This is a genomic window from Curtobacterium sp. MCLR17_045, assembly GCF_003234405.1.
Taxonomy (GTDB): domain Bacteria; phylum Actinomycetota; class Actinomycetes; order Actinomycetales; family Microbacteriaceae; genus Curtobacterium; species Curtobacterium flaccumfaciens.
The window spans coordinates 110,180-126,911 of sequence record NZ_QKTB01000004.1 but is presented as its reverse complement, the minus strand read 5'-3'; the positions used below and the strand labels follow the sequence as shown (position 1 = coordinate 126,911).

Genomic DNA, 16,732 nt, shown 5'->3' with positions numbered 1-16,732 from the left:
ACTCGTGGGGTGTCGCGTTCGTGGTGGGCCTGAACGGGTGGGCTCGGACGTCGCACGACATCGACTTCGTCGCTCGACATCCGCACCACGCGCGGTCCGCAGCGACGCGCGTCCGCCCCGCGGCCGACGGCGGTCGCGCCGGACGGGAGGCCCGTGGCGGGCCCGCACCGCGCCTCCAGGCCGCCTCGTGGCCGACGCAGGACGCCGGTGTCCTTGCCGGTACGCCGCCGAACGCGCGAGACGCCGCCGGGTTCGGCGGCGTCTCGGCGGGGTGGCGGCGTCGTGCAGACACGACGGCGTCAACAGGACACGACGGCGTCAACAGGACACGACGGTGTCGACTGGACACGACGGCGTCACCTGGACACGACGGCGTCGTGCGGACCGAGCGCGCGGGCGCCCGCTCGACCGCCTAGAAGGTGAAGACCTGCGGCAGCAGCGGGTCGATGCCCACGGCGATGAAGAGCAGCGTCAGGTACGTGATCGAGCTGTGGAAGACCCGCATCGGCTGCACGTGCTCGACGTGCTGGATGGCCCGCGAGTACAGGCGGTGCGACTCGACGACGAACCAGATGCCGCCGGCCAGCGCGACGACCGTGTAGAGCGGCCCCATGTGCCCGACCGGGATGAGCAGGAGCGAGCAGACGAGCGTCGCCCACGCGTAGAGCACGACCTGCAGGCCGACGACGGTGCGGCCACGGACCACGGCGAGCATCGGCACGTCGGCCGCGTCGTAGTCGTCGCGGTACTTCATCGACAGCGGCCAGTAGTGCGGCGGCGTCCACAGGAAGATCACCATGAACAGGATGACCGGGGTCCAGGTCAGCGACCCGGTGACGCCCGCCCAGCCGATGAGCACGGGCATGCAGCCGGCCGAGCCGCCCCAGACGATGTTCTGCGGGGTGCGGCGCTTGAGCCACAGCGTGTAGACGAACACGTAGATGAGGATGGCGATGACGCTCAGCGCCGCGGCGAGCCAGTTCACCAGGAACCCGAGCACCGCGGTCGACAGGATGCCGAGCACCCACGAGAACACGAGGGCCTCGCGGTCGGACAGCTCGCCGGTGACGAGCGGGCGGGTGCTGGTCCGCTTCATCAGGCGGTCGATGTCGCGGTCGATGTAGCAGTTGAAGGCCGACGCCGAACCGGCCGACATCGCTCCGCCGAGCATCGTCCAGAAGACGAGCCACAGGTCGGGGACGCCGCGTTCGGCGAGGAACATCGTCGGCGCCGTGGTGACGAGCAGCAGCTCCATCACGCGCGGCTTCGTCAACGAGACGTACGCACGGACCTTGCGGGACAGCGGCGATCGGGGTCGATCGGTGTCGGGCCGGGTCACGGTGGCAGTCGGCAAGAGAACCTCAGTCTGTTCGCATCAGCTCGCACACTCGGTGGACGACTGCGACGGCGTCCGGGCATGCGCTGACCCGGAATGTCCACGGGTCCCGATCAGTTTACGGGATGGAAGCGCCGCGACGGTGCCCCGCTCCGACATCCCGGCGTGATCCGGACGCGCTCGACACGCCCGGATCGACCGTCGACGGCCACCCCGGTGTGAACATCGGGGGTCACCTGAACCCCTTCTGAGTACCGGGTCACTATGCTGGACACGCCCTCCCGCAGTGCGCGCCCCGATGACGTCGGCCGCGATGAGCCGGTCGGCCGCCGCTAGACGGCGACACGACTCGGCCCCGGGATGGCCACATGTCCGTGCGATGGCACGAGCCCTCGCACATGTCGCATCAAGAAGGGTCAACATCCAAGTGGCTGAATTCACCTGGGACGCCATCGACCGGAAGGCCGTCGACACGGCCCGCGTTCTCGCCGCCGACTCGGTCGAGGCCGCCGGCAACGGTCACCCCGGCACCGCGATGAGCCTCGCTCCGCTCGCCCACCTGCTCTTCCAGAAGGTGATGCGTCGCGACCCGAGCGACTCCACCTGGATCGGCCGCGACCGCTTCATCCTCTCCGCCGGTCACGCCTCGATCCTCCAGTACGTGCAGTTCTACCTGCACGGCTACGGGCTCGAGATCGACGACCTGCAGCACCTGCGCAAGTGGGGCTCGAAGACCCCGGGTCACCCGGAGTACGGCCACACCGACGGTGTCGAGATCACCACGGGCCCGCTCGGCCAGGGCCTCGCGTCCTCGGTTGGCTTCGCCTACGCCCAGCGCTTCGAGCGCGGCCTGTTCGACCCGGAGACCCCGGCCGGCCAGTCGCCGTTCGACCACTACACCTACGTGATCGCCGGCGACGGTGACATGCAGGAAGGCGTGACGAACGAGTCCGGCTCGCTCGCCGGCCGTCAGCAGCTCGGCAACCTGATCGCGTTCTACGACTCGAACCAGATCTCGATCGAGGACAACACCGACATCGCGTTCTCGGAGAGCGTCGCCGACCGCTACGAGGCGCTCGGCTGGCACGTCCAGATCGTCGACTGGAAGAAGACCGGCGAGTACTCCGAGGACGTCGAGGAGCTCCACGCCGCGATCGAGGCCGCCAAGCAGGTCACCGACAAGCCGTCGCTCATCGTCCTCAAGACGATCATCGGCTGGCCGTCGCCGACCAAGCAGAACTCGGGCAAGATCCACGGTTCGGCGCTCGGCGCCGACGAGATCAAGGGTCTCAAGGAGATCCTCGGCTTCGACACCGACAAGACCTTCGAGGTCGCCCCCGAGGTCCTCGAGTACACCCGCGGCGTCGTCGCCAAGGGCCAGGCCGAGCACGCCGAGTGGCAGAAGTCCTTCGACGCGTGGGCCGCGGCCAACGCCGACAAGAAGGCGCTGTTCGACCGTGTCCAGTCGAAGGAGCTCCCGGAGGGCCTCGAAGCAGCGCTCCCGGTCTTCCCGACCGACAAGGCCGTCTCGACCCGTGCCGCTTCCGGCAAGGTCATCAACGCCATCGCGCCGCTGATGCCCGAGTTCTGGGGCGGTTCGGCCGACCTCGCCGAGTCGAACCTCACCACGATCGAGGGCGCCAAGTCCTTCGGTCCGGCCGAGGCCTCGACGTCGACGTGGAGCACCGACCCGTACGGCCGCGTGCTGCACTTCGGCATCCGCGAGCACGCCATGGGCTCGATCCTCAACGGCATCGTCCTGCACGGGAACACCCGCCCCTTCGGTGGCACGTTCCTCATCTTCAGCGACTACATGCGTCCGGCGGTCCGTCTCGCCGCGCTCATGCAGGCGCCGGCGATCTACGTCTGGACCCACGACTCCATCGCCCTCGGCGAGGACGGCCCGACGCACCAGCCGATCGAGCAGGTCTCGTCGCTCCGTGCGATCCCCGGTCTCGACGTCGTCCGCCCGGCCGACGCCAACGAGGTCGCGTACGCGTGGCTCGAGATGCTCAAGCACACCGACCGCCCGGCCGGCATCGCGCTGAGCCGTCAGAACCTCCCCGTGTTCGAGCGTGGCGAGGGTGACGCGTCCGGCGAGGTCTTCGCTTCGGCGAAGAACGTCGCCAAGGGTGCGTACATCCTGGCCGAGGCGCCCAACGGCACCCCGGACGTCATCCTCATCGCGACCGGTTCCGAGGTCCAGATCGCGGTCGATGCTCGCGAGCAGCTCAAGGCCGAGGGCATCAACGCCCGCGTCGTGAGCGCGCCGTCGATCGAGTGGTTCCGCGCCCAGTCCGAGAACTACCAGGACCAGGTGCTCCCGAAGAACGTCACCGCTCGCGTGTCGGTCGAGGCCGGCATCGCCATGAGCTGGCGCGACATCGTCGGCGACAAGGGCCGCAGCGTCTCGATCGAGCACTTCGGTGCCTCGGCCGACTACCAGACGCTCTTCAAGGAGTTCGGCTTCACGACGGAGCACGTCGTGGCCGCCGCGAAGGAATCGATCGCAGCTTCCTGACCTGCAAGGGCCGGGTCCGGTTTCCGGATCCGGCCCTTCTTCCGGGAGGCCCGGCTCGGTTCCGCCACGGGCCTCCCGTCCCCGAAACCCCGACTCACGGTCCTCACGGACCCGTCGATGAAAGAAGAAGAGAAACACATGGCTGAGAACACCCCCACCGCCGCCCTCTCCGCGGTCGGCGTGAGCATCTGGCTCGACGACCTCTCCCGCGAGCTCCTCGAGACCGGCAAGCTCACCGAGCTCATCGAGCAGAAGAACGTCGTCGGCGTGACGACGAACCCGACGATCTTCGCGTCGGCCCTCGCCAAGGGCGAGCGCTACGACTCGCAGGTCAAGGAGCTCGCCGCTGCGGGCACCGACGTCACCGACGCGATCTTCGCGATCACCACGCAGGACGTCGCGAACGCTTCCGACGTCTTCAAGCCGATCTACGACGAGACCAAGGGCTTCGACGGCCGCGTCTCGATCGAGGTCGAGCCGGGCCTCGCGCACGACACCGCCAAGACCATCGAGCAGGCCAAGTTCCTGTTCGAGAAGGTCGGCAAGGAGAACGTCCTCATCAAGATCCCGGCGACGCTCGAGGGTCTCGAGGCGATCACCGAGGTCATCGGCGCCGGCATCTCCGTCAACGTCACCCTGATCTTCTCGCTCGAGCGCTACCGCGCCGTCATCGACGCGTACCTCGGTGGGCTCGAGAAGGCCAAGGCCGCCGGCCACGACCTCTCCAAGATCCACTCGGTCGCGTCCTTCTTCGTGTCGCGCGTCGACTCCGAGATCGACAAGCGCCTGGACGCCGTCGGCACCGACGAGGCCAAGGCCCTCAAGTCGAAGGCCGGCATCGCCAACGCGCAGCTCGCCTACCAGGTCTGGACCGAGGCGTTCGCCTCCGAGCGTGCCCTCGGCCTGCTCGAGTCCGGCGCCAACACGCAGCGTCCGCTCTGGGCCTCGACCGGTGTCAAGGACCCGTCGCTCCCCGACACGCTCTACGTGACCGAGCTCGCCGCCCCCAACACCGTCAACACGATGCCGGGCAAGACGCTCGACGCCACGTTCAACCACGGTGAGATCCACGGCGACGCCATCGCCGGCACGTTCGACCAGGCGCAGCAGGTCCTCGACCAGCTCGCCGCGCAGGGCGTCGACTACGACGAGGTCGTCGCACTGCTCGAGAAGGAGGGCGTGGACAAGTTCAACGTCTCCTGGGGCGAGCTCGTCGACACCGTCAAGGCAGCGCTCGAGGGCGCCAAGTAGTGACGGTTTCCATCGCAGCCAGCGGCGACGCCGCGCGGGCCATCGAACAGGTGGTCCCGCGGCTCGTCGCTGACCTGGTGGCCTCGGGCATCACCGCCCAGGACGCCGATCTGTGGGGAACCACCGCCGAGGCCGAGGCGTCGAAGCGCCTCGGCTGGGTGGAGGCCGTCTCGGTCTCCCGCCCGCTCGTCGCCGAGGTGACCGCGCTGCGCGAGTCGCTCCGTGCCGAAGGGGTCGACCACGTCGTCCTCGCCGGCATGGGCGGCTCGTCCCTCGCACCCGAGGTCATCACGCGCACCGCCGGCGTGCCCCTCACGGTCCTCGACTCGACCGACCCCGCACAGGTCCGCGCGGCCGTGACGACCGACCTCGAGCGCACCGTGCTCGTGGTCTCGTCGAAGTCCGGCTCGACGCTCGAGACCGATTCGCAGCGCCGTGTCTACGAGCAGGCCTTCCGCGACGCCGGCATCGACCCGGCCCGCCGCATCGTCGTCGTCACCGACCCGGGCTCCGCGCTCGAGGCCGCGGCGATCGACGCCGGCTACCGCGTCTTCACCGCCGACCCCGCGGTCGGCGGCCGCTACTCCGCGCTCACCGCCTTCGGCCTCGTGCCGTCCGGGCTCGCGGGAGCGGACATCGCCGAGCTCCTCGACGAGGCCGACGCGATCTCCGCGCTGCTCTCGGTCGACCTGGACGAGAACCCCGGGCTCGTGCTCGGTGCGGTCCTCGCGGGCACCGAGCCGCTGCGCGACAAGATCGCCATCGTGCCCGACGGCACGCACATCGTCGGTTTCGGCGACTGGGTCGAACAGCTGATCGCGGAGTCGACCGGCAAGGACGGCCGCGGCCTGCTGCCCGTCGTGCTGCACGCGGACTCCCCCGAGGTCACCGCCGGCCTGCCCGACGTCCAGGTCATCCGCCTGGTCGGTTCGCGCGAGGACGAGCGTCACGTGGCCGAGGGCGAGGTCGAGATCACCGGCACGCTCGGTGGCCAGATCCTCGTCTGGGAGTACGCCGTCGCGGTCGCCGGTCGCCTGCTCGGCATCAACCCGTTCGACCAGCCCGACGTCGAGGCCGCGAAGGTCGCGACCCGCGCGCTCCTCGACGACCGCCCCGCGCCGGCGGAGCCGGCGTTCTCCGAGGACGGCATCGCCGTGCACGCGACGCCCGGACTCGCGGTCGGTGCGACGCTCTCGGAAGCCGTGTCGGGCCTCCTGTCCGCACTCGACCCGACCGGCTACGTGTCGGTGCAGGCGTACGTCGACCGCACCACGAACAGCGGCCTCGAGTCGCTGCGCGACGCGATCGCGGCGCGCACGGAGCGCCCCGTCACCTTCGGGTACGGCCCCCGGTTCCTGCACTCGACCGGCCAGTACCACAAGGGCGGCCCCGCCACGGGAGTGTTCCTGCAGATCGTGGCCGACGAAGCGGACGACCTGGCGATCCCGGGTCGGCCGTTCACGTTCGGGCAGCTCCTCCGGGCCCAGGCCGCCGGCGACGCGAGTGTCCTCGCCGAGCACGGCCGGCCGGTCCTCACCCTCACCACGTCGGACGTCCACGCCGCCACCGCGGCGATCGCGTCCGCCGTCTCCCACTGACTCGTAAGGAGTTCACCGACTCATGTCACCGGTGGCAATCACCCCGGAGCGCAACCCGCTCCGGCTGCCGACGGATCGTCGACTGAACCGGATCGCGGGACCGAGCACGCTCATCATCTTCGGCGTGACGGGCGACCTGTCACGCAAGAAGCTGATGCCCGCGGTCTACGACCTGGCCAACCGGGGGCTCCTGCCCCCGGGATTCGCGCTCGTCGGGTTCGCTCGTCGCGACTGGGAGGACCAAGACTTCTCCCAGCTCGTCCACGACGCCGTCAAGGAGCACTCGCGCACCCCGTTCGACGAGGACGTCTGGCGTCAGCTCGAACAGGGCATCCGATTCGTCCAGGGCTCGTTCGACGACCCCGAGGCGTTCCGCGAGCTCAAGCGCACCGTCGACGACCTCGACGCAGAGCGCGGGACGCTGGGCAACCACGCGTTCTACCTGTCCATCCCGCCGAAGATGTTCCCGGTCGTCACCGAGCAGCTGAAGCTGTCCGGGCTGACCGAGAAGCGCGAGGGCTCCTGGAGCCGCGTGGTCGTCGAGAAGCCGTTCGGTTCCGACCTCCGCACCGCGCGCGAGCTCAACGCGATCGTCGAGAGCGTCTTCGCGCCCGACGACGTGTTCCGCATCGACCACTACCTCGGCAAGGAGACCGTCCAGAACCTGCTGACGCTCCGGTTCGCGAACCAGATGTACGAACCCATCTGGAACTCGAACTACGTCGACCACGTGCAGATCACGATGGCCGAGGACATCGGCGTCGCCGGGCGTGCCGCGTACTACGACGGCATCGGTGCGGCGCGCGACGTCATCCAGAACCACCTGCTGCAGCTCCTCGCGCTCACCGCGATGGAGGAACCCGTCTCGTTCAAGGCCGCCGACCTGCGTGCCGAGAAGGAGAAGGTGCTCTCCGCCGTCCGTCTGCCCGAGGACCTGTCGACCGCCACCGCCCGCGGGCAGTACGACGGCGGCTGGCAGGGCGGTGAGAAGGTGCTCGGCTTCCTCGAAGAGGCCGGGATGAACCCCGAGTCCGGCACCGAGACCTACGCGGCGATCAAGCTCGACATCGCCACGCGTCGCTGGCAGGGCGTCCCGTTCTACCTGCGCGCCGGCAAGCGTCTGGGCCGTCGTGTGACCGAGATCGCGATCGTGTTCAAGCGCGTCCCCGAGGACGTCTACGGCAACACGCAGTCCCCGCTCGGTCAGAACGCGCTCGTCATCCGTGTCCAGCCGGACGAGGGCGTCACGCTCCGCTTCGGCTCGAAGGTCCCCGGCGTCGGCACCCAGGTGCGTGACGTGACGATGGACTTCGGCTACGGCCACGCGTTCACCGAAGCATCCCCCGAGGCGTACGAGCGACTCATCCTCGACGTGCTCCTCGGTGACCCGCCGCTGTTCCCGCGGCACCAGGAGGTCGAGCTGTCCTGGAAGATCCTCGACCCCATCGAGGAGTTCTGGGCCACGCAGGGCCAGCCCGAGCAGTACCGTCCCGGCACGTGGGGTCCGGCATCCGCCGACGCCCTGCTCGCCCGCGACGGTCGGACCTGGAGGCGTCCGTGAAGATCGACATGCCCGACACCACGGTGTCGAAAATCCAGAAGAAGCTCGTCCGCATCCGCGAGGAGGGCGGCGCCGTCGCCCTCGGCCGTGTGCTGACCCTCATCATCTCGACGGCCCTCGGCCACGAGGAAGAGGCGATCGAGGCGGCCAACGAGGCGTCCCGCGAGCACCCGATGCGCGTCATCATCGTCTCGAAGAACAGCGGTGACACGAAGTCCCCCGGTCGCCTCGACGCGCAGATCCGCGTCGGCAGCGACGCGGGTGCGAGCGAGGTCATCGTTCTCCGGGCGTACGGCGAGACCGCGACCGACGAGGAGAGCCTGGTCACCGGCCTCCTGCTGCCGGACGCGCCCGTCGTCGCATGGTGGCCGCAGACCGCTCCCGAGCAGCCCGCGGCGTCGGCCCTCGGCCGCATCGCGCAGCGACGGATCACCGACGCGGCCGCCCAGAAGGACCCCAACGGCGCGATCGAGGCGCTCGGTGCGTCCTACGTACCGGGCGACACCGACTTCGCGTGGACCCGTCTGACCCTGTGGCGGAACCAGCTCGCCGCGGCGCTCGACCAGCCGCCGTACGAGCCGATCACCGCCGTTGAGGTCTCGGGAGCGTCCGACAGCCCGTCGACGATCCTCCTCGCCGCCTGGCTGCAGCTGCAGCTCCAGGTGCCGGTGTCCGTCGTCACGTCGCCGCGCGCGACGGGGTCGAGCGGCATCCACGGCGTGAAGCTCGTGCGCGAGTCCGGCACCATCGAGCTCGAGCGTTCCCTGGTGGACGTCGCGACGCTCTCGATGCCCGGGCAGCCGACGCACGACCTGTCGCTGCCACGCCGCAACCTGCGCGACTGCCTGGCCGAGGAACTCCGTAGACTCGACCCGGACGTCCTCTTCGGAGACGTCGTCAAGCACGGGGTGCCCCAGCTGCGCGAGACCATCGCCCGCTGATCAACACCCCACACGGTCGGGCCGCCTGTCTGGTGCAGGCGGCCCGACCGGACCGAAGGCGGTCGGACGACCGGTCGGCCGCCACGAACACGGGAGTCACGTGACCAACGAACGGCGGGTGCTCGTGCACCCGGACAAGCAGGCCCTCGGCGCTTCGGTCGCCGCACGCTTCATCACCAAGATCATCGACGTGCTCGACGAGCAGGAGCGTGCCGACATCGCGATCAGCGGTGGCTCGGTGTCCTCCCTCGTCCTCGCCGCGATCGGCCAGTCGCCGGCGCGCGAGAGCGTCGACTGGTCGAAGGTGCACGTCTGGTGGGTCGACGAGCGCTGGGTCCCGTCGGACGACGCCGACCGCAACACGATCGGCACGCAGACCGACTTCTTCGACCACGTCGACATCCCCGCGTCGAACGTCCACCCGATGCCGGCGTCGGACGGCGGGCTCGACATCGAGGCCGCCGCGACCCAGTACGAGCGCGAGCTGCAGGACGCCGCACCCGAGGGCGCCGTCGCTCCGCGCTTCGACATCACGCTGCTCGGCGTCGGTCCCGACGGGCACACCGCCTCGCTCTTCCCGGAGTTCCCGCAACTCACGGTCACCGACCGTGCCGTCGTGTCGGTCGACGACTCCCCCAAGCCGCCGCCGCAGCGTCTGACCGTCACCTTCCCGGTGATCAACGCCTCGCAGCGCGTCTGGGTGATCCTCTCCGGTGCCGAGAAGGCTTCGGTCCTCGGGTTGGCCCTCGCGGGTGCGTCGATCGAGGACGTCCCCGTCGGTGGCGTGCAGGGTCGCAAGCGCACCGTCTTCTTCGTGGACCAGGACGCCGCACGCGACGTCCCCGAGAACCTGATCGCGTCGACGTACTAGACGCGCGCTCCTGACGGACGGGAGGCCCGGTGCCAGCTGGCACCGGGCCTCCCGTCCGTCTGTGGTCGCGCCCACTGCGCGCCGCGCCCGAGCGCCTGCGTCGAGGGGGCACGAACTGTCGGCCGCGGGCGCCGCAGGCAACAGAACGTGCCACCACGACGCACCGGACGCGGCGTGTCGTGACCACTCGGCGAACCGCCGCTCCGCGCGGCGCCTCGGCGCCGAGCGACGCCGAGTGGTCGTGACACCCCGCCGGAACGACGCCGAGTGGTCAGGAACTGTCGGCCGCGGGCGCCGCAGGCGACAGTTCGTGCCACCACCGCGCTCCGCACGCGGCGTGTCGTGACCCCTCGGGCGCCCGGCACTCCGCGCGGCACCCGGACGCGGCTCCTCAGCGCCGAGCGGTCACGACTCCCCGCCGGGCTCCGCCGAGCGGTCACGAACTGTCGGCCGCGGGCGCCGCAGGCGACGTTCCGCGCCACCACCGCGCACCGCACGCGGCGTGTCGTGACCACTCGGCGACCGAGCCACCCGTGCACCGCACGCACGAAGGCCCCCGCACCATCGGTGCAGGGGCCTTCGGCAGCGTGTGTGCGCTAGCTCTTCTTCGCCGCGGTGCCGCGACGCTCTCGGAGCTGCTGGAGCGCGTCCTCGAGGAGCTGCGCTGCCTCTTCCTCGGTGCGGCGTTCCTTCACGTACGCGAGGTGGGTCTTGTAGGGCTCCGTCTTGGAGACCACGGGAGGGTTCTCCTTGTCGCGCCCAGCCGGCAGACCACTCGACGGCGAGTCCACCGTCTCGGGGATCTCTTCATCGGGCAGGTTCGCGGCGAAGTACCGCACGACCTCGTTGCCGAGGGCGTCCCAGTACGAGATCGCCACGCGCTCTGCCTGGACCCCGCGGTCCTGTTCGCCCATCGGTCCCGCGCCGACGCGAGACCCTCGGATTGCACTGCCTCCGCTTGCCATGGATCAGACCCCCGCCGTGAACTTGTTGATGAGACCGAGCACGATGATCGAGACGATCCAGACCAGACCGAGGATCACCGTGATGCGGTTGAGGTTGCGCTCGGCCACGCCGGACGCACCGAGGTTGCTCGTGACCCCACCGCCGAACATGTCGGAGAGGCCACCACCGCGGCCCTTGTGCAGCAGGATGAGGAGCGTGAGCAGGAGGCTCGTGATTGCGAGCAGGACCTGCAGCACGACGGAGAGTATCGCCACGACGTACCTTTCGTGTCAGTCAGCCGTACCAGTGTACCGGCCGCGCGGAGCACGGCCGGTACCTGGACGGGAGTGGTGCGGACGACTGCCCTCGACGACGCCTGTGGACTACAGCCCGACGTGCTGACGGAACCGGGCGATGGCCGCGAACTCCTGCACGTCGAGCGAAGCGCCACCGACGAGCGCGCCGTCGATGTCGGGCTCGCGGAGGAACCCCGCGATGTTGCCCGACTTGACCGAGCCGCCGTAGAGCACTCGGGTGTCGGCAGCAGCCTGGTCGCCCCAGGCTGCGGCGATGCCACGACGGATGGCCGCGCACTCGTCCTGCGCCTGCTCTGCCGTGGCAGCCTGGCCGGAGCCGATGGCCCAGACGGGCTCGTACGCCACGACGATGTCGGCTGGCTTGACCGCGTCGAGCACGACGCGGAGCTGCTCGACCGGCACGACACCGGCGCCGCGCTCCTCGCGCTGCTCGCCGGTCTCGCCGACGCACACCACGGGGACGAGGCCGTGCTTGACGGCCGCTGCGGTCTTCGCCGCGACGACCTCGTCGGTCTCACCGTGCAGCGTGCGCCGCTCGGAGTGGCCGACGATGACGTACTGGGCGTCGAGTGCGGCGAGGAACGCGCCGGAGACGTCACCGGTGTAGGCACCGGAGTCGAACTGCGACAGGTCCTGCGCACCGAAGTGGATCGGCAGCTTGTCGGCCGAGATGAGCGTCTGCACGCTCCGCAGGTCGGTGAACGGCGGGAACACCGCGACCTCGACGTCGTCGAAGTCGTGCCGGGCGTCCTTGAGCGTCCACGCGAGCTTCTGCACGGTGGCGATGGCCTGGAGGTGGTCCAGGTTCATCTTCCAGTTGCCCGCGATCAACGGCGTGCGGCTCATGCGGTCCACCCCAGTGCTTCGAGACCGGGCAGCGACTTGCCCTCGAGGAACTCGAGGCTCGCACCGCCACCGGTCGAGATGTGGCCGAACTGGTCGTCCGAGAATCCGAGCGACCGCACGGCGGCAGCGGAGTCGCCACCACCGACGACGCCGAGGCCGTCGACCTCGGTGAGCGCCTGCGCGACGGTCTTCGTGCCGGCGGCGAAGGCCGGGAACTCGAACACGCCCATCGGGCCGTTCCAGAACACGGTCTTCGAACCCGAGACGGCCGAGGCGAACCGCGCAGCGGTCTCCGGGCCGATGTCGAGGCCGATGCCGTCCGTACCGAACGACGAGGACTCGATGGCGTCGGCCGCCACGGTCTCGTGGTCGGCGTCGGCCGCGAAGCCGGAGGCCACCACGACGTCGGTCGGCAGGTCGATGGTCACGCCGAGCTCCTTGGCCCGCGAGAGGTACTCGCGGACGACGTCGAGCTGGTCCGCCTCGAGCAGCGACTTCGCGACCCCGTGGCCCTGGGCCGCGAGGAACGTGAAGAGCATGCCGCCACCGATGCAGAGGGTGTCGACCTTCGGCAGGATGTGGTCGATGACACCGAGCTTGTCGCTGACCTTCGACCCGCCGAGCACGACCGTGTACGGCCGCTCCGGCGAGGTGGTCAGACGCTCGAGCACGCGCAGCTCGGTCTCGATCAGCGAACCGGCTGCACTGGGCAGTGCGGACGCGAGCTCGTAGACCGAGGCCTGCTTGCGGTGCACGACACCGAAGCCGTCGGAGACGAAGGCATCACCGAGGGCGGCGATGCGGTCCGCGAAGGCACCGCGCTCGGCGGCGTGCTTCGAGGTCTCCTCCGGGTTGAAGCGGAGGTTCTCGAGCAGCAGGACGTCGCCGTCCTCGAGGGCCTCGGCCGCGGCGGTCGCTTCGTCGCCGACGGTCTCGCCGACGAACGTGACCTCTTTGCCGAGCAGCTCGGAGAGCCGCTGGGCCACCGGTGCGAGCGAGAACTCGGGCTTGGGCTCCCCGTCGGGGCGGCCCAGGTGCGAGATCACGATGACGCGTGCGCCGGCGTTGACGAGGGTGTTCAGCGTGGTCAGCGAGGCACGGACGCGGCCGTCGTCCGTGATCGTGCCGTCCTTGAGCGGGACGTTCAGGTCACAGCGGACGACGACGCGTTTGCCGGCGAGGTCGCCGAGGTCCTCGAGGGTGCGGAGGGCCATGTGTTACAGACGCTCGCCGACGTACTCGGTGAGGTCGACGAGGCGGTTCGAGTAGCCCCACTCGTTGTCGTACCACGAGGTGATCTTCACGAGGCCGCCGATGACCTTGGTCAGGCCGGAGTCGTAGATCGAGGAGTGCGGGTCCGTGGTGATGTCGGTCGACACCAGCGGGTCCTCGCTGTAGAGCAGGATGCCCTTGAGGGGGCCTTCTGCGGCCTCCTTGTAGGCGGCGTTGATCTCGTCGACGGTGACCTCGGACTTGGTCTCGAGGGTGAGGTCGGTGATCGAGCCGGTGGGGACCGGGACGCGCAGCGCGAAGCCGTCGAGCTTGCCGGCGAGCTCCGGCATGACCTGGCCGATGGCCTTGGCGGCACCGGTCGAGGTCGGGACGATGTTCAGCGCGGCGGCGCGGGCACGACGGGGGTCCTTGTGCGGGCCGTCCTGCAGGTTCTGGTCGGCGGTGTAGGCGTGCACCGTCGTCATGAGGCCACGCTCGATGCCGAACTTGTCGTGGAACACCTTGGCGAGCGGCGCGAGGCTGTTCGTGGTGCAGGACGCGTTCGAGATGATGTGGTGGTTCGCCGCGTCGTACTGGTCCTCGTTCACGCCGAGCACGATGGTGACGTCGTCACCCGTGGCCGGGGCGGAGATGATGACCTTCTTGGCGCCGGCGTCGATGTGCTTCTGCGCATCGGCGGCCTTGGTGAAGAACCCGGTCGACTCGATGACGATGTCGACACCCAGCTCGCCCCAGGGGAGGTTGGCGGGGTCGCGCTCGGCGAGGACCTTGATGGCCTTGCCGTCGACGACGATGTTGTCACCGTCGAGCTCGACGGAGACGCCGAGACGGCCCGTGATGGAGTCGAACTTCAGCAGGTTGGCGAGCGACGCGTTGTCGGTGAGGTCGTTCACCGCCACGATCTCGAGGTCGGAGCCCTTCGCGAGGGCGGCCCGGAAGAAGTTACGGCCGATGCGGCCGAAGCCGTTGATACCGATCTTGACGGTCAATGGATCTCCTGGTGAGTGTGGAGCGCCCAGGGGGCGCTGCTTTCGGGAGTCGCGCACCCTGGCGGGCCCGCGTGTGGTGGACGATACGCCCCGTAACGTCGCCGTAACGACCCTAGCAGTCGGACACTGCGTGCCCGAGCGGGATGACGGTCCGTCCGGACGGTCGCCGACCGGGCCGGGAACGGGTCCGAGAACGGGCCGGAGAACGGACGGGAGGCGCGGTGCCAGCTGGCACCGCGCCTCCCGTCCGTGGGGTCGACAGACCGCTCTCAGGCCCCTTCGAGCTCCTCGGGAACGCTCGCTTCGGTGCCCGGGATGCCGAGGTCGGAGGCCCGCTTGTCGGCCATCGCCAGCAGGCGCCGGATGCGGCCGGCGATGGCGTCCTTGGTCATGGGCGGGTCCGCGTGCTGGCCGAGCTCGTCGAGCGACGCGTCGCGGTGCTGCAGGCGCAGCGTGCCTGCGTACTGCAGGTGGTCGGGGACCTCGTCGCCGAGGATCTCGAGCGCACGCTCGACCCGGGCGCAGGCGGCCACGGCGGCCTGCGCGGAACGGCGGAGGTTCGCGTCGTCGAAGTTGACCAGGCGGTTCGCGGTCGCGCGAACCTCGCGACGCTGGCGCATCTCCTCCCAGTCGGCGGTGGTGCGCGCTGCACCCATGACGGTCAGCATCTGGCCGATGGCCTCACCGTCGCGGATGACGACGCGGTGCACCCCGCGGACCTCGCGGCCCTTCGCGGCGACCCCGAGACGCGACGCGGCCCCGACGAGGGCCATCGCGGCCTCGTTGCCGGGGCACGTGACCTCGAGCGCTGCGGCCCGACCCGGGTCGGTCAGGGTGCCGGAGGCGAGGAAGGCGCCGCGCCAGATGGCGGCGAGGTCCTCGCGGTTGCCCGTGGTGAGGCGGTTCGGCAGGCCGCGGACCGGACGACGACGGGCGTCCATCAGGCCGGTCTGGCGGGCGAGGGTCTCCCCCGCCTCGAGCACGCGGACCAGGTAGCGGGTCCCGCGGCGGGCGGACGCGGACGAGCCCACCGACGCCTCGCTGCGCACGCCGTAGAGCTCGGCGAGGTCCTTGCGGACCCGGTGCACGATGATCCGGGTGTCGAGCTCGACCTCGACCGCGATGCGGCCCGAGATGACGTGCAGACCACCAGCGAACCGGAGGATCGTGGCCAGTTCGGCGGCGCGGACCGTGTTGCGGTTCACGGCGACCCTGGCCAGTTCGTCCTTGACCTCGGCAGTCAACGGCACAGCATCATTCCTAACGTTCGTTCAGTGGTTCCCGCAGATCCGGCGGCACGGGCGTGGGAGCGGCCGGAGGGACGGTCACTCCCGGCCGAGATCTCGGTTCTTCACACGCACGGCGACGCCAGGCATCCCGCGGAGGAGGTTCGCCAACTCGGCGACGATGGCGACCGAGCGGTGCTTCCCGCCGGTACAGCCGATGGCGATCGTAGCGTGTCTTTTGTTCTCGCGCTGGTACCCCTCGAACACCGGCTCGAGGACGGAGGCGTAGCGATCGACGAACGGACGGGCTCCGGCCTGCGCCAGCACGTAGTCCGAGACCGGCTGGTCCAGCCCGGTGTGGGGCCGCAGTTCCGGCACCCAGTAGGGGTTCGGGAGGAACCGCACGTCGGCCACCATGTCGGCGTCGGCGGGCAGACCGTACTTGAACCCGAAGCTCATCAGCGTGACCTGTACACCCACGAAGTGCTCGTCGGCGAAGTGCTCGATCACGGTGTTCGCGAGCTGGTGGATGTTGAGGTCGGAGGTGTCGATCACCACGTCGGACGCCTCGCGGAGGCCGGCGAGACGCGCCCGTTCGCGGGCGATGCCGTCGAGCAGGGTGTCCTCGCCCTGGAGCGGGTGGGGCCGACGGACCTGCTCGAAGCGCCGGACCAGCACGGCGTCGGTGGCTTCGAGGAACAACACCCGGACCCGCGCGGAGGTGCTCGAGCGGACCTGCTCGACCGCGTGCTCGGGGTCGGTGAAGAACCGCCCGCCGCGGACGTCGACCACCGTGGCGATCTTCGGGATCTTCTCCCCCGCGCGGTCGGCCAGTTCGGTCAGCGGGGCCAGCATCTGCGTGGGCAGGTTGTCGACGACGTACCAGCCCAGGTCTTCGAGGGCCTTGCCGACGGTGGACCGCCCGGCCCCGGACATGCCGGTGACGATGAGGATGTCGTGCTGCGACGCGTGGGTGGTCGCGGTGGCGCTGTCGGTCATCTGGGAGTGGGCTCCGTCGTGGCGGCCCGGGCGCGTCGCCCGGGGAGGTCTCGGCTGCCGGACCAGGCTACCGCCCGGTGGCGGCCGGGAGGCGCGGG

14 protein-coding genes are annotated in these 16,732 nt (G+C 69.9%); 6 read left to right on the top strand and 8 right to left on the bottom strand.

Features of this window, described 5'->3' with window-relative positions; all coding sequences use genetic code 11:
- Positions 1–412 precede the first annotated feature (412 nt).
- Complete coding sequence (locus tag DEJ05_RS04930) at positions 413–1,339, bottom strand: heme o synthase (RefSeq protein WP_071403755.1); 927 nt, start codon at positions 1,337–1,339, stop codon at positions 413–415.
- A gap of 424 nt (positions 1,340–1,763) precedes the next feature.
- Between DEJ05_RS04930 and tkt the strand changes: the two genes are divergently transcribed.
- The 6 genes from tkt to pgl all read left to right on the top strand — a co-directional run bounded on the left by tkt (position 1,764) and on the right by pgl (position 10,079).
- Positions 1,764–3,857 (top strand): transketolase, encoded by a 2,094-nt coding sequence (gene tkt, locus DEJ05_RS04925; RefSeq protein ID WP_111109892.1) that lies wholly within the window; start codon positions 1,764–1,766, stop codon positions 3,855–3,857.
- Positions 3,858–3,995: 138 nt separating this feature from the next.
- Positions 3,996–5,108, top strand: a complete 1,113-nt coding sequence (gene tal, locus DEJ05_RS04920; RefSeq protein ID WP_111109891.1) for a transaldolase — start codon at positions 3,996–3,998, stop codon at positions 5,106–5,108.
- Positions 5,108–6,706: a glucose-6-phosphate isomerase gene (locus DEJ05_RS04915; RefSeq protein ID WP_111109890.1), complete on the top strand. Its 1,599-nt coding sequence runs from the start codon at positions 5,108–5,110 to the stop codon at positions 6,704–6,706. Before tal ends, DEJ05_RS04915 begins: the two co-directional genes overlap by 1 nt.
- 22 nt (positions 6,707–6,728) lie before the next feature.
- On the top strand, positions 6,729–8,267 hold the full coding sequence (gene zwf / locus DEJ05_RS04910) for a glucose-6-phosphate dehydrogenase (protein ID WP_111029280.1): 1,539 nt from the start codon (positions 6,729–6,731) through the stop codon (positions 8,265–8,267).
- Entirely contained in the window at positions 8,264–9,208 is a 945-nt protein-coding gene (locus DEJ05_RS04905) for a glucose-6-phosphate dehydrogenase assembly protein OpcA (RefSeq protein ID WP_027465684.1), read from the top strand. Before zwf ends, DEJ05_RS04905 begins: the two co-directional genes overlap by 4 nt.
- A 100-nt stretch (positions 9,209–9,308) precedes the next feature.
- Positions 9,309–10,079: a 6-phosphogluconolactonase gene (gene pgl, locus DEJ05_RS04900; RefSeq protein WP_111109889.1), complete on the top strand. Its 771-nt coding sequence runs from the start codon at positions 9,309–9,311 to the stop codon at positions 10,077–10,079.
- A 596-nt stretch (positions 10,080–10,675) separates the two neighbouring features.
- Here the strand turns inward: pgl and DEJ05_RS04895 are convergent.
- From DEJ05_RS04895 to rapZ, 7 genes are all read right to left on the bottom strand, one after another.
- Positions 10,676–11,044 carry an RNA polymerase-binding protein RbpA gene (locus DEJ05_RS04895; protein WP_110862753.1) on the bottom strand — a complete coding sequence of 123 codons (369 nt, stop codon included), beginning with the start codon at positions 11,042–11,044 and terminating at the stop codon, positions 10,676–10,678.
- A gap of 3 nt (positions 11,045–11,047) precedes the next feature.
- Entirely contained in the window at positions 11,048–11,299 is a 252-nt protein-coding gene (gene secG / locus DEJ05_RS04890) for a preprotein translocase subunit SecG (protein WP_017887256.1), read from the bottom strand.
- A 108-nt stretch (positions 11,300–11,407) separates the two neighbouring features.
- The gene (tpiA, locus tag DEJ05_RS04885) at positions 11,408–12,187 is read right to left on the bottom strand and encodes a triose-phosphate isomerase (protein WP_111031855.1); all 780 of its coding nucleotides are present in this window, start codon (positions 12,185–12,187) and stop codon (positions 11,408–11,410) included.
- Complete coding sequence (locus DEJ05_RS04880) at positions 12,184–13,401, bottom strand: phosphoglycerate kinase (protein ID WP_111109888.1); 1,218 nt, start codon at positions 13,399–13,401, stop codon at positions 12,184–12,186. The genes tpiA and DEJ05_RS04880 overlap by 4 nt, the downstream gene beginning before the upstream one ends.
- A 3-nt stretch (positions 13,402–13,404) precedes the next feature.
- The gene (gene gap / locus DEJ05_RS04875; RefSeq protein ID WP_111103024.1) at positions 13,405–14,409 is read right to left on the bottom strand and encodes a type I glyceraldehyde-3-phosphate dehydrogenase; all 1,005 of its coding nucleotides are present in this window, start codon (positions 14,407–14,409) and stop codon (positions 13,405–13,407) included.
- A 269-nt stretch (positions 14,410–14,678) separates the two neighbouring features.
- Complete coding sequence (whiA, locus tag DEJ05_RS04870) at positions 14,679–15,659, bottom strand: DNA-binding protein WhiA (protein WP_027465690.1); 981 nt, start codon at positions 15,657–15,659, stop codon at positions 14,679–14,681.
- A gap of 75 nt (positions 15,660–15,734) precedes the next feature.
- Positions 15,735–16,634 carry an RNase adapter RapZ gene (gene rapZ / locus DEJ05_RS04865; protein WP_027465691.1) on the bottom strand — a complete coding sequence of 300 codons (900 nt, stop codon included), beginning with the start codon at positions 16,632–16,634 and terminating at the stop codon, positions 15,735–15,737.
- Positions 16,635–16,732 lie beyond the last annotated feature (98 nt).